The organism is Paenibacillus sp. J31R120 (assembly GCF_056269225.1).
The window spans coordinates 1011962-1024234 of sequence record NZ_JBWDNN010000002.1; the positions used below are offsets into that span (position 1 = coordinate 1011962).

Here is a 12273-nt window from a genome sequence, read left to right on the forward strand (position 1 = left end):
GGGGTCGTCATTATGGAATTGTATGTGTTATGGATCGTTGTTTTTTTGGCGCTTTCTTTTGATTTTATTAACGGTTTTCACGACACGGCTAACGCGATTGCGACATCCGTATCTACTCGTGCGCTGAAACCTAGAGTTGCGGTATTGATGGCCGCTGTTATGAACTTCCTCGGCGCGCTCACCTTTACAGGAGTAGCCAAGACGATCGGGGGTGGCGTCGCCAATCCCGCTGACTTGGAGTTCGGGGTCGAAATTGTTATTGCCGCGCTTCTTGCCGCAATAGCCTGGAATTTGATCACCTGGTGGTTTGGCATTCCTTCGTCCTCTTCCCATGCGCTGATCGGCTCCCTTGCCGGAGCGGTTATTGCGGGTGCAGGGATGGGCTCGATTAATGCATCGGGATTTACCGATATCTTGAAAGCTCTGCTGATTTCACCGCTGATTGCTTTTACAGCTGGCTTTATTCTGATGTGGCTGCTTAAGAAGATATTTGCCAATGCAAGTCCGCATAGCGTGAACAAAGGCTTCCGTTCTGGGCAGGTCATTACGGCCATGTTCCAATCCTTCTCGCATGGTACGAACGATGCGCAGAAAGCGATGGGAATTATCGTATTTGCCTTGGTCGCAGCCGGCATCCAGGACAATATGGACGTTCCGTTATGGGTTAAGATCTCCGCAGCGACAGCGATGGCGCTCGGAACCTCTGTAGGCGGATGGAAAATCATCAAGACGATGGGAACGAAAATATTCAAGATCGAACCGATCAACGGCTTTGCTGCGGATATGGGCTCTGCAGCGGTTATTCTGACTGCAACAATGCTTCACTTGCCCGTAAGTACAACGCATGTCATTACCTCGTCGATTCTAGGTGTGGGCAGCGCTAAGCGCTTCTCCGCTGTACGCTGGGGTGTTGCGGGCAGAATTCTGATCGCATGGGTCATTACGATCCCGATTACTGTTTTCCTTGCTATGATTTTCTTCTGGATCATTAAAGCGTTATTCCTGTAATATCGGACTTCGTACGAAGACGAAGGACAGCTGGCGCCCGGTTAAGGGCGATAGCTGTCCTTCTTGCTTGCTCTAGATGGGATTAACGTCTTCTTTTTGTATTTCGTCGTCTGTTTGCCGTCCCGCTCTTGGATCTGCCGCTGCCTGTTCCGGTCCGGCGGCTCTTGCGCCTGGATGGTCTGCGGTCGCTGCTTGAGCTTCCTCCGCTGCTTTCCTTTGAGCCTTTTTTGCCGAATGAGGGTATCAATAATTTCGCAAGCGGTGCCATCTGCGTGATGCTGCCGAAGACCTTTTGGACCTTGGTAATGGTTGTTAATATGCCATCCAGGCCGCCCATCCGGTCGACAAAGCCTTTGATTTCATTCAGATTGGCCATACTGGTCAGATTAGAAAGCGAGAAGCCCTTCTTCGGCTGCACCTCGGGCGGCTGGCTGGGCGGTATAACGGCCGGCAGCAGGCTTGGGCTTGCCTGCGTCTGCGAGATATGGACGTTCTGCGGCGGCGCGGCATCGCCGTTATAAGGAAAGGCGCCTTGCTGCCCGTTATAAGGTCGGCTGAGTGGATTCTGCCCTTGCCGATGCGCATAATCCTGGTCACGCCCAGCGCCTCCACGGTTGCCGACGCCGGGATATTGATGATGATTCAAGGAGATCACAACCCTTTTTTTATTAGTCTATGGAATAGGCTATGAGGTGGATTGGACGAATGCCCGGTTATGGAATAAAATTAGTGATATATGCCCTGTCGCAAGATGACAATGCCGCATCGGACGGGCCTTTCTTCTTACATCCTGTAAAGCGTGAATACGGTAACGTTTGAAAAAAAATCCTTAAACCTTTACAATGATAGCAATAGTACTCATGGGAGTGAATGCGAATGCAGCTGAAGAAGCTGAATGATAAAGCAATAGACCAACTATTTGAAGCGATCCTTACATTGAAATCGGTTGAGGAATGTTATGTTTTCTTTGATGATTTGTGTACGGTTAACGAGATACAATCTTTGTCGCAGCGTCTGGAAGTAGCCCGTATGCTTGGCAAAGGCAGCACCTATAATCAGATTGAAGCGGAGACAGGTGCCAGCACAGCGACGATCTCCAGGGTCAAGCGTTGTTTGAATTACGGCAACGATGGATATAAAATGACACTAGAGAGATTGGGCCGCTAGAAGGAAGGGCTCCACATGAATCCCGGCATTCTGGTCGTTAGTCACGGTTCCAGGGAAAAAAGTTGGGTCGACCTTATAGACGAAGCCGTACGCCAAGCATCGGGCAGCATTCATGTGCCCGTTGTTTCTGCGTTTTTGGAGATCGTTGAGGGCAGACTTATTCAGGATGGTATAGACGAGCTGGAGAGACAGGGAGTGACGGACATGTTCGTGCTCCCGTTATTCGTTTCTTCTGGCAGTACCCATGTCGATGAGATCGGTCAGGCGTTCGGACTTACGCCGCTGACTGATTTTGAAGGAGACTTGGGTTTGTTTCGTGTGGAGGCGAATGTGCATTACGGCTCTCCCATTGATGATGACGAAGACATTGCAGAGATGTTATATGCGCATATTTCGAATCTGTCGACCTGCCCAGAGCGAGAGGCTGTGCTGTTGATCGGCCATGGCAGCAAGGAGCCAGTCTTCCATGAACGCTGGCAGGACGGATTGTCCGGACTTGCAGAGCGTGTACGAAGGCGCGGCGGATTCGGCAGGGCTGATTATGCCATGCTGCTCCCCGATCAGGCAGCGGGCAAGCTGGAGGCTCTTCAGGGGCAGGATGATGTGGATGATGTCCTTGTTGTGCCTGTGTTCCTAAGCCAAGGCTATTTCACGAATAAAGTAATACCCGCAAGACTTGAAGGATTGACCTACCGGTACAATGGCCGCGCTATGCTGCCTCATCCCGCAATCGAGAGATGGCTTCACCGGCAGATGGCAGGCTGGTTGTCCCGTAACGGTTATGGTTAGTGTTGTTCCATTAAGGAGGAGCGAGTTGCAATGAAACGCGCGAGGCTTATCTATAATCCGACGTCGGGCCGAGAAGAGATGAAACGACGGCTCCCGGATATTTTGCAGCGACTGGATCAAGGCGGCATCGAGGCCACTTGTCATGCGACAATTGGCGAAGGAGATGCGACGCTTGCCGCCGCTGATGCGGCAGATCGAGGCTATGACATGATCATTGCAGCGGGAGGTGACGGCACGCTCTACGAAGTCATCAACGGACTTGCGAATAAGCCGAATCGTCCGCCGCTGGGCATATTGCCTGTGGGGACGACGAATGACTTCGCACGCGCGACGGGCATCCCGAAGCACTGGGAATATGCTTGTGATCTGATCATCGGCCAGTATACAAGACCTGTCGATGTAGGCGTGGCGAATGAGCGTTATTTCATTAATATAGCCGGCGGCGGGTCACTGACAGAGCTGACCTACGACGTGCCGAGCAAGCTGAAGACGATGGTTGGGCAATTGGCTTATTATATGAAGGGTCTGGAGAAGATGACACGCCTTCGTCCGACGGAGCTGAAGTTTGTAGCAGAGGGCGTCGGAGAATTCCATGACGAGTTCATGTTGTTCCTGATCTGCAACAGCAACTCCGTAGGAGGCTTCGAGCGGCTTGCGCCAGATTCCAAGATAGATGACGGCTTGCTGGATGTGCTCCTGATCCGTAAGATGAATCTGGCGGAATTTATTCGGCTTGTCACGCTGGCTCTTCGGGGCGAGCACTTGTCTGATCCGCATGTCATTCATTTGCGCACGAATAGCCTGAAGGTAACGACACCGGATTATGTGCAGATTAATCTGGACGGCGAATACGGCGGCGTGCTGCCTGCCCACTTCTCGGTGCTTCCTTCGCATCTGCGCATCTTCGCGGACGAGACAGGCGAATCGACGTATCGGTAAGGGGACAGTCAAACTGCAAGCATGAGAGAACGGAGATTATATGACTAGAAAATCTGGAAGAAACGCGAGGAGCGCGAGACCGGCCAAGCCGAGCTACGACACTCCGTTTCAAAAAAATGAAGAAGTCACGGTCGACCTGGTCGGCCTGACGCATGACGGTGACGGGGTAGGCCGGGCGAACGGCTTTACCCTGTTTGTTCAAGGCGGGCTTCCCGGGGAGCAGGCGCGCGTGCGCGTCATGAAGCTGAAGAAGCAATACGGGTATGCCCGCTTGCAGGAGCTGGTCAAGGCTAGCCCAGACCGGATTAACCCGCCATGCGATATCTACAAGGAATGCGGCGGCTGCCAGCTGCAGCACCTCGACTATGAAGCGCAGCTCGCTTGGAAGCGGCAGCATGTCGTCGATAATTTGACGCGTATTGGTAAGCTGAACGTAGCTGGCGAGAGAGACGCACAGGACGGCGTTATCGTACATCCGACCATCGGCATGGAAGATCCGTGGCGTTACCGCAATAAGGCGGCTGTGCCTGTCGGTGCGGCAGGGGAGAATGGCGAGCTGGTTGCCGGCTTCTATGCGCGCGGCACACACCGCATTATCGATATGGATGATTGCTTGATTCAGCACGAGCATAACGACGAGGTCGTCCGCGTCGTGAAGAAGGTGGCGCGCGAGCTGCGTATCCAACCGTATGATGAATCGACGGGCAAGGGCGTCCTGCGCCATATTATGTCCCGGACCGGCGTTGTTACGGGCGAGATCATGGTCGTGCTGGTGACCAACGGCAAGCGGCTGCCTCGTCAGCCGGAGTGGATCGAGCATCTGCGCGCTTCGCTGCCTGGGTTGAAGAGTATTGTGCAGAACGTGAATGAAGAGCATACGAACGCAATCTTCGGCGATGAGACACGCGTCCTATGGGGAAGCGAGTTCATCTATGATGAGCTGGACGGGATTCGCTTCGCGATCTCGGCGCGCTCGTTCTATCAGATCAATCCGGCGCAGACGGTGGCTCTGTACCGCAAGGCGGTGGAGTATGCGGCGCTGAGCGGCAAGGAGCGGGTCATTGACGCGTATTGCGGCATTGGTACGATCTCGCTGTTCTTGGCGAGACAAGCCGGCCATGTATACGGCGTCGAGATTGTGCCGGAGGCGATCGAAGACGCGAAGCGCAACGCAGCGCTGAACGGCATCGACAACGCCAGCTTCGAAGCCGGCCCCGCCGAGGTCGTCATGCCTCGCTGGCGCCAGGAAGGCGTAGAAGCCGACGTCGTCGTCGTCGACCCGCCGCGCAAGGGCTGCGACCCGGCGCTGCTGGAGACGATCCTCGCGCTTCAGCCGAAGCGCGTCGTCTACGTGAGTTGTAATCCATCCACGCTAGCGCGTGACCTGCGCATCCTGGAGGATGGCGGGTATAGGACCGTGGAAGTGACTCCGGTGGATATGTTCCCTTGGACGGTTCATGTGGAGAGTGTGGCCTGGTTGGAACGGGATAAAACAGTGTAGCGAGCCCCTTATAATTATTAGTTTTCCAGCATTTACAGTTAAATACCAAGAATGTTCTACGCGTTTTTGAATATTGGCCATATCGTAATCTCCAATACTTACAAGTGATAGCTCCACAAATATCCAAAAAACCCTTGCTACGCAAGGGTTTTTTGATATTTGATTTAACTTTAATAACGGTACACATAGGTGACATAAACAGTAACGAACGGATAAGTTATCTTGCTCAGGGAACAGTTTTACCGCAAACTTGCATAACTTTAGGAATTGTAGTTTCGTTCCTTGAATTTTTTTTGCTCAGTCTATTCTTCTTCAATAAATTGAGGCGATCCTAAAAGGTAAATGGAAATGCATGTTAGTTAGTACCCAGTACTCTTCTGGATATAGACTTTTTTCTTCTAGTTACCTAGGGTCGAGAGGAAGGAAGCTCCCCTTTTTCAACGATCAGTTTAGAGCAACCCCATTTGACATTTGTGGGCTCATAGAAAAATTAATTCTTGTCGAATTATAAAAGATGCAGTAGATCTACAGTGGTAGAATTTAGAATTTGCTGTTACAATGTGAGCATATATTAGAAAAAAGTTTGATCATTTTGGGGGTATTATTGTGACGCATGTAGAATTTATTCCAGGAATAATGGGCTCTGAGCTATACATAAATGATTCTAAGAAATGGCCGGCAATTATGCCTGGACCTCTAAAGGCAATTCAACTAAGAGATAAGAAAGACTTTTATTCAACCAGACCGTTACTCACATACTTCAAAAAGAAAATATATAAGAAGATTAATAGTTATTTGAACAAGAATTATGAGTCTTATAATTTCTTCTCGTATGATTGGCGACATGATTTGCTAAGTGAAGATACTTTTAATAGATTATTAAATCAACTCGAAGATAAAGATGAGATTGTACTCGTCGCCCATAGTATGGGGGGGATTTTGGCACATCAATTTTGTCTTTGGTGTGAAGCGGAGGGACATCCAGTTGTTAATAAAATCCGCAGAGTAGTAACTTTAGCTACCCCTTGGAGAGGTTCCCCTGATGCACTATGGAAATTATATTATGGCGAACCACATCCTTTTCCTGAAATGCCTTTAACATCAGCGGAAATAATGAAACAGGTTTCAAGTAGTTTCCCATCTGTTTACCAACTACTTCCTCGTATGGACGCTGTTCCAGAAAATGACTTAGTTTACGATGCAAGTATTGGGAGAAATCTACATTACAACGAGATTTACGATACTATGTTGACTAGACCACAGAAAGAATATTTTAATATTTACGCAAAAGGATTTATCGGTAAGGTGTCTAGTAATTGGCCCGAAAATATTTCAACTTATGCAATGATTGGTCAAGGGCACAGTACAATAAAAACAATAACTAAAGCAATAATAGATGAAAATAACATTGTATATAGTAAGGAAAGTATGTATATGGGTGCAGGTGATATTACTGTACCAGTTGGCTATGCACAACCATACGATGTAAAGACTCAATGCAGGTATGTCCGTTCTACTCACCAAGGGATTGTTAAAAATAATGAAGTTTTAAGTTGGCTCAGAGCAGTTATTAATGACGAGGACAATATAAATGAGTACATTTTTGATACAGTTTCATCAAAAATGTATTCTGGTGATATAATTCGCATTGCATGTCCAGTAAAAGTTTCAGTATATAAGGACGGGGAAGGTTTTATTGCTGGTGAAGCAAATGATCTCGAAGAATTAAAAAACCAAATTGAATATATTACATCACAAAGTGACATTGAAGAAGAAGATGAAGAAGATAATGATGTAATTGATGAAATTAAGGTATTTGGAGATACAACGTACGTATTTTCTGAAGGTCAGAGCAATTACAAATATAAAATTGAAGGAAAGGAACAAGGAGTAGCTTCAATTGAAATAACAAAATATAAGGAAGGGGAAATACTGGAGCGTAAAGTATTTCCTTCAATCGAAGTGAAAGAGGGAGATATATCAACACTCAATGTTAATTCATTAGAACAAATCACACTAAGCTTAAGTGATGGTAAAACAATTCCACCTAAATTGGTCAGCAAGCAAAATTTTAAGAAAGCCATTAATCCAATCACGAAAATTGATTATGTAGTTCAAGGCATGAATAAGGAGATAATAACTGAATCAGGAATAATAATTCAAGCCCCGGTTAAATTTACATTTAATATAGAAGGAATATCTGAAGAAGATTATCTTGAGACAATCGTAATTGTAAATGGTGAAAAGTATGTCAGTCTGAATAAAGAGTTTATTTTCAGAAAACCAGTTCCAGGGCCTAATGATATTATTATTTACTCGCTTGCCAAAAGTGGTCTTATTGAGAAAACACCTACAAAGTTGAGATTTATTTTAGATGTTGAAGCGCCAGTAACAAAATATACGTTAGTACTTTTTCAAGATAAGGTCCAAATGTACCTTCGTGCCGAAGATGATTCTAAAGGTGAAGTTCTCACTAAGTACTTAATAAGTAAAAAACAAGAACAACAAGTTCAACAAGAGCAGCAAGAAACCATGCATGATTATAATAAGGATGGAATAAACTTCAATTATTCTAATGATTCAGAAGTTAATTTCTACTCGATTGATTTGGTCGGTCATAAGGAGAAACCGAGAATTATTAAGCTTCCTGATGCTTCGGTCCGACAAAAAATATTTGAATCTAGACCTGAAAGATACAAGGATATTGCTGATAAACTAGGATTAGACATTGAAAAAGTTGATTTCACAGCTAACAATAAGAACGTTAATCCAGACCACAAAATAAGAAAGAATATCAGTAATGTTTTAATAACCACTCAAAGTGGTGATATTTATTCTATAGTACTGTCACAAAGTACGGATGTACTTTGGACTCTACACCCAAATGAAATATTACAAGAGAAGGAAATTAAGAAGTCACATCCATTTAAATTTAAGCTTGTTACTGAAAACGGATTTGTTAAAGGAGAGAATGTAAGTGTTAAGCTTGTCCCAAAAGGGGCTAGGGATACATCAGTAACATTAGAAAATGTGAAATATAATGAAGTGAATCAGGAATACGAAGGAAGTTTTTCAGCTGATATGGTTCCTCGATCAGTACGAGAAGGAAAAGTACAAATATTAATTAACAAAAAGGTACACCGTGAGTTGATTTTTAAAATTATGTAGGAGGGGATTTGGGATATGATAATTATTGCAGTGATAATCTCGATAATCATATCCCTTATATCACTAATAATAGTTGTAAATATAGTTAATCGTGGCTTAGGTTTCTTAAAGGACGATGAATACATCTTTTCCAGATATAACATTTTTCAAATAATGTTACCTTCCTTTTTAGTGTCATTTTCAGTAATTACTTTGATATCAAATACTAATGGTACACTTACTAAATTAATTCAGATTCTATGCGTTATTTACATATCTATTATGTTAGTTTCGTTAAATCATGGACGTTTGAAAAAAAGAAAAATAAAAAAGATAAAAAAACAAATTAACAATAACATAGTTGAACCATGGATAAAGAGAGTTGCAAATGGACATAGAGCTGAATATAGGACAGATCTATATCTATTTAATGGGAGAATTCAAGGTGAAGTTATTATATACATTTCTTTAGAAATTAATAAGATTCTTATCGAAGAGATAAAAAAAGAGTTGAAAAATTTTAATATCCATCTTCATTTCAGGGAGATTCCGAATACTCATAAGAAAAAATCATTTAATTATAAGTGATTTATTGTATTGAGACGGTTAATATGCTTCATGTTAACAAAAGTGAATAAGTAATTAATTCTTCTCTCTGGATTTCAATAATAAATTGAAAGTGTTATCGGCAGCTTGATCGACACTTTAAAGAGCATGTCGTTATTTCATTGTCGTCTGGATGTCGGCGTGAGATATCTTCGCATTTACATCTTGATTGATAAGCAGAGTTGCTGATGTATGGCGCAAGTTGTAGAATCTCTTATGGACTTTAGTTCATTTCGTTTTATAAAACGTGATAACAATTACCCGGCACATTGTGATAGAATGGCGTGCTTGCCTCCGAAAAGAATACAAAAAACTCATCTCCTCCTTGCTACGTATCTCTAATTTGATGCTTTTGTAACATCGATGTCTCATAGTAATTCTTTAGTTCTTTGATTAAGGAATCTGGTATCGTGAGTTTACGTTTAATATTCGTATTTCCTCTGCTGTGGCTAAGCGACTGGGCTACCTGGATGTACGGAAGAGACGAGATTAATATGATTCCATTCTAAGGTATGTAGCTCGCCTCTACGGAGACCGGTTGTCAAAGCAAGGGTATCTGATCCTCCAGTGAATTGGCTCATTCTCAAGAGCTCGAAATAGCTTCGATGCCTCGTGTTCGTTATAAACTTTAGATTCACGCTTGACAATCTTTGGACGTTTGACAGGGATTGTTTGAGATCAGTTGCCATTCCACTGAGCTTTTCAAAGTATCTTTAAGAACTCAATGAATGAAATGAGTCGTGGTTGTAGATATTCCACCAACTTTCCATCACCGTGATCCATTACGTTAAGCGAGTCAAGAAAACTAAGGATGTGCATGGGTTTACATCCGCAATCTTCAACTACGCAAATGTCGGTAGAATATGATTTTTGAGCAAATAATCATAGTTTCCAACGTTTTTAATTCAAGATTCTTTTCTCCGTACACTTCACGCCATTTTTAAAAAAATGCCAAAATGATAACTTTTCAGAGAAAAGATATGTCCTGTTTCGACTTCTGATTGAAATTTGATGAGTTCTTTTTCGGATTCTTGAATACCGGAGACCATTACCGTTTTATAACGTTTCACTCACTTGATAAACTAGTTATATCCTGACTCTACGACGAGTCTAAAAGAATATTTCCCTCTCCGCTCAATCCTAGCCATCGGTGTCCATTCATGCCAAAAACGTTAATAAAATACTAGAGTGAATTAATTTCATCTTTCAATGATTATGTCTCTTCTAGTAGACGACGCAGCGCTCTACATTACTACGCCAGGTTATTACGATGCGTCATGCATTCTACATCGAGTTTATGGGAGGCCGGCGGTATTTGTAACAGATGTTAAGGCACGTGGATAATCTTTGAACGAATCATTTTATTAACGTTAAGGAATAGCTTAACACTGCCTCGTCTTTGAAAAGGTTAATTCAGAACGACTTCAGGAACAGCAAGATATATGTTATTAGATGTTAGTTTCTTTGCATTTTTGTAAATAAAACTGAGCACCTATCCCTCAGCGGAGATGGTGCTCTTTATGTTTTATAGTTAAGCTTCTTGATAAGAGGTTTTATTCCAATTATTCAAAGCCAATGATAAACCATGCAGGGGAACTGCGTGCCTGAACTGAGTGTATTGTACTGCTTTAAAGCAACTGATGAAACAGAGGACTACGGGGAGGCAGTCTTGAATTATATAGAAAGCAATTAGGGATTACATATTCGTCAATATGATATTAGACATTCTATTGCACTTACACTTTCTTCATAATGGAGCGAATATAGCCCTAAATTCTTTAGCGAGGCCCCATAAATCTATCGCCATTTAGATGTATCATGTGGTCAGGATTGCCTGCAACCCAAATTTCTGTTTCCCAAGCAATTTGATCAATGAACTTTTTGAAGCCATTTTCAGAACTCATATCCAAGAAAGTAGTTACATAGATAATTCCACAGTTACAGTTTTCCAGCATTTTCTTAATCTCGTTCATCCTTTTTACTGATACAGGGCCAACGCTTGTGACGGCCTCAACGAAATAAAGCCAATTTTTTTCGGCAACATACAATACAACATCCGGTAATTTATCATGATCAGTAATTCGGACACCCAGTCTTCGAAGTTTCTCTCTGTTCTTGATTAAATCCTTCTTCACAGAGTCACCCACATACAATACTTCGGCTCCCTTGGCGAACCGTGGAGCGAAATCTTCAATAATAGCCTTTTGTAGTTGATTATGTTTCCCTGGACTAAATTGAAGTTCTTCACCATTGATTTTTACGGGCATCATCTTCATTTCTCGACGCTGGCTATATTGTTGGATTAATGTTTTGTTATTCTGCCGCCATTCTTTTAAAGTTTGTTCCCATTCAACCGTATTGTAAGATTGAATTACTTCGAGAACTTCATCTGTCAAGCGATAGGAATATTTAGGACTATTGGTAGCTCTCTCGTCATCGTCTTCGTTATTAAAAGCAATCGCACCATCACAAAATTGATGAACTGACTTTTTTCTTATGTCTTCTCGTGAATTTGCCGCATAAATCTTCCCATAGTGTTCAGCCATGAATTTCATCATGTCTACAATTCGCAAAGAGTTAATGGAAGCATCTGACCAGTTATCTTCTTCTTTCAGTCCTGCTAAAGAAAGCAGTACGTATGCACTTCTAGAATTTTGTTGTGGCTTAGGCATTCCCAATGCTTTTAATATCTCTTTTGCTTCAATTAATTTCCCCATCTTGATACCCCTTCTTTTATAATGCCGCAATTCAAATGACAATGGAGTGCAGAAAATAGAATTTTTATTGTTTCCTAGTGTATCTTACCATGTTCTAGTTTTGTTAATTTCAGTCTTCTCCAAGAATGATCTTTCAAGGCTAATATCCAATTTATTAGCAAGGTCACATATATTCCAAACTATATCGTACATTTCTAGTCCAAGATATTTTTTAATTTCATCAATGTTATCACGATCAGGATGGTAAGATATATGTAGTAGTTCCCTAACCATCTCACCAACTTCAGTAACGAGAAAAAGTGCTCTTTGTTCAATTGTTGACTTATCAAATCCCTTGGCAATACTGAACTCATTAATTTGCTTTTGCAATTCTGATATTTGCATCTTTTATCGTCGTCC

General features: G+C 43.2%; 10 protein-coding genes. 7 read left to right on the forward strand and 3 right to left on the reverse strand.

What is annotated here, in order from left to right; translation table 11 throughout:
* Positions 1 to 12 precede the first annotated feature (12 nt).
* Positions 13 to 1008, forward strand: coding sequence for an inorganic phosphate transporter (locus AC0YNW_RS11005; protein WP_475831978.1), 996 nt, complete (start codon positions 13 to 15; stop codon positions 1006 to 1008).
* Between the two features lie 82 nt (positions 1009 to 1090).
* Here the strand turns inward: AC0YNW_RS11005 and AC0YNW_RS11010 are convergent, their stop codons facing one another.
* Positions 1091 to 1654 carry a tyrosine protein kinase gene (locus tag AC0YNW_RS11010; protein ID WP_387469515.1) on the reverse strand — a complete coding sequence of 188 codons (564 nt, stop codon included), beginning with the start codon at positions 1652 to 1654 and terminating at the stop codon, positions 1091 to 1093.
* A 230-nt stretch (positions 1655 to 1884) separates the two neighbouring features.
* On the opposite strand from AC0YNW_RS11010, the gene AC0YNW_RS11015 reads away from it, so the two are divergent.
* The 6 genes from AC0YNW_RS11015 to AC0YNW_RS11040 all read left to right on the forward strand — a co-directional run bounded on the left by AC0YNW_RS11015 (position 1885) and on the right by AC0YNW_RS11040 (position 9139).
* The gene (locus AC0YNW_RS11015) at positions 1885 to 2175 is read left to right on the forward strand and encodes a YerC/YecD family TrpR-related protein (protein ID WP_116046509.1); all 291 of its coding nucleotides are present in this window, start codon (positions 1885 to 1887) and stop codon (positions 2173 to 2175) included.
* A 15-nt stretch (positions 2176 to 2190) separates the two neighbouring features.
* Positions 2191 to 2964, forward strand: coding sequence for a sirohydrochlorin chelatase (locus tag AC0YNW_RS11020; protein ID WP_475831979.1), 774 nt, complete (start codon positions 2191 to 2193; stop codon positions 2962 to 2964).
* Between the two features lie 30 nt (positions 2965 to 2994).
* Positions 2995 to 3903, forward strand: coding sequence for a diacylglycerol kinase (locus AC0YNW_RS11025; protein WP_387469510.1), 909 nt, complete (start codon positions 2995 to 2997; stop codon positions 3901 to 3903).
* A 40-nt stretch (positions 3904 to 3943) separates the two neighbouring features.
* A complete protein-coding gene (rlmD, locus tag AC0YNW_RS11030) occupies positions 3944 to 5404 on the forward strand; it encodes a 23S rRNA (uracil(1939)-C(5))-methyltransferase RlmD (RefSeq protein WP_475831980.1) in 1461 nt (486 codons plus the stop codon).
* Positions 5405 to 6010: 606 nt separating this feature from the next.
* Complete coding sequence (locus AC0YNW_RS11035; RefSeq protein ID WP_475831981.1) at positions 6011 to 8572, forward strand: lipase/acyltransferase domain-containing protein; 2562 nt, start codon at positions 6011 to 6013, stop codon at positions 8570 to 8572.
* 15 nt (positions 8573 to 8587) lie between these two features.
* Positions 8588 to 9139 (forward strand): hypothetical protein, encoded by a 552-nt coding sequence (locus AC0YNW_RS11040; protein ID WP_475831982.1) that lies wholly within the window; start codon positions 8588 to 8590, stop codon positions 9137 to 9139.
* A gap of 1796 nt (positions 9140 to 10935) precedes the next feature.
* On the opposite strand, the gene AC0YNW_RS11045 is transcribed toward AC0YNW_RS11040, so the two are convergent.
* Both AC0YNW_RS11045 and AC0YNW_RS11050 read right to left on the reverse strand, forming a co-directional pair.
* Positions 10936 to 11874: a BsuBI/PstI family type II restriction endonuclease gene (locus tag AC0YNW_RS11045; RefSeq protein ID WP_475831983.1), complete on the reverse strand. Its 939-nt coding sequence runs from the start codon at positions 11872 to 11874 to the stop codon at positions 10936 to 10938.
* A gap of 84 nt (positions 11875 to 11958) precedes the next feature.
* Positions 11959 to 12258, reverse strand: coding sequence for a MazG-like family protein (locus tag AC0YNW_RS11050; RefSeq protein WP_475831984.1), 300 nt, complete (start codon positions 12256 to 12258; stop codon positions 11959 to 11961).
* Between the last annotated feature and the right edge of the window lie 15 nt (positions 12259 to 12273).